The sequence below is a fragment of the Pseudomonas cichorii genome (assembly GCF_015471405.1).
In the GTDB taxonomy this organism is placed as follows: domain Bacteria; phylum Pseudomonadota; class Gammaproteobacteria; order Pseudomonadales; family Pseudomonadaceae; genus Aquipseudomonas; species Aquipseudomonas serbiensis.
In genome coordinates this window covers 1-370 of the sequence record NZ_BLVZ01000052.1, presented here as the reverse complement: position 1 = coordinate 370, position 370 = coordinate 1, and the positions used below count along the sequence as shown (strand labels likewise).

At 49.7% G+C, this 370-nt stretch carries 2 tRNA genes; both read left to right on the top strand.

Annotated features, from left to right (window positions below):
* Window positions 1–107 precede the first annotated feature (107 nt).
* A tRNA-Ile gene (locus JL015_RS27600) sits at window positions 108–184 on the top strand.
* Window positions 185–213: 29 nt separating this feature from the next.
* Window positions 214–289 (top strand) — tRNA-Ala (locus JL015_RS27595).
* Window positions 290–370: the final 81 nt, after the last annotated feature.

Below are 370 nucleotides of genomic sequence, written 5' to 3'. Positions count from 1 at the left end.
TACCATAAGCTCCCACACGAATTGCTTGATTCATTGAAGAAGACGATTAGAAGCAGCTTTAAGCTCCAAGCTGATAGCTCCAGGCTAGCGGCTACAAGCTCGAAATTGGGTCTGTAGCTCAGTTGGTTAGAGCGCACCCCTGATAAGGGTGAGGTCGGCAGTTCGAATCTGCCCAGACCCACCAATTTTGTGTGGTAATGCCTGTAGTGATACGGGGCCATAGCTCAGCTGGGAGAGCGCCTGCCTTGCACGCAGGAGGTCAGCGGTTCGATCCCGCTTGGCTCCACCATTTACTGCTTCTGTTGTAAGAGCTTAGAAATGAGCATTCCATACAGTGTTATGGGAATGTTGATTTCTAGTCTTTGACTAG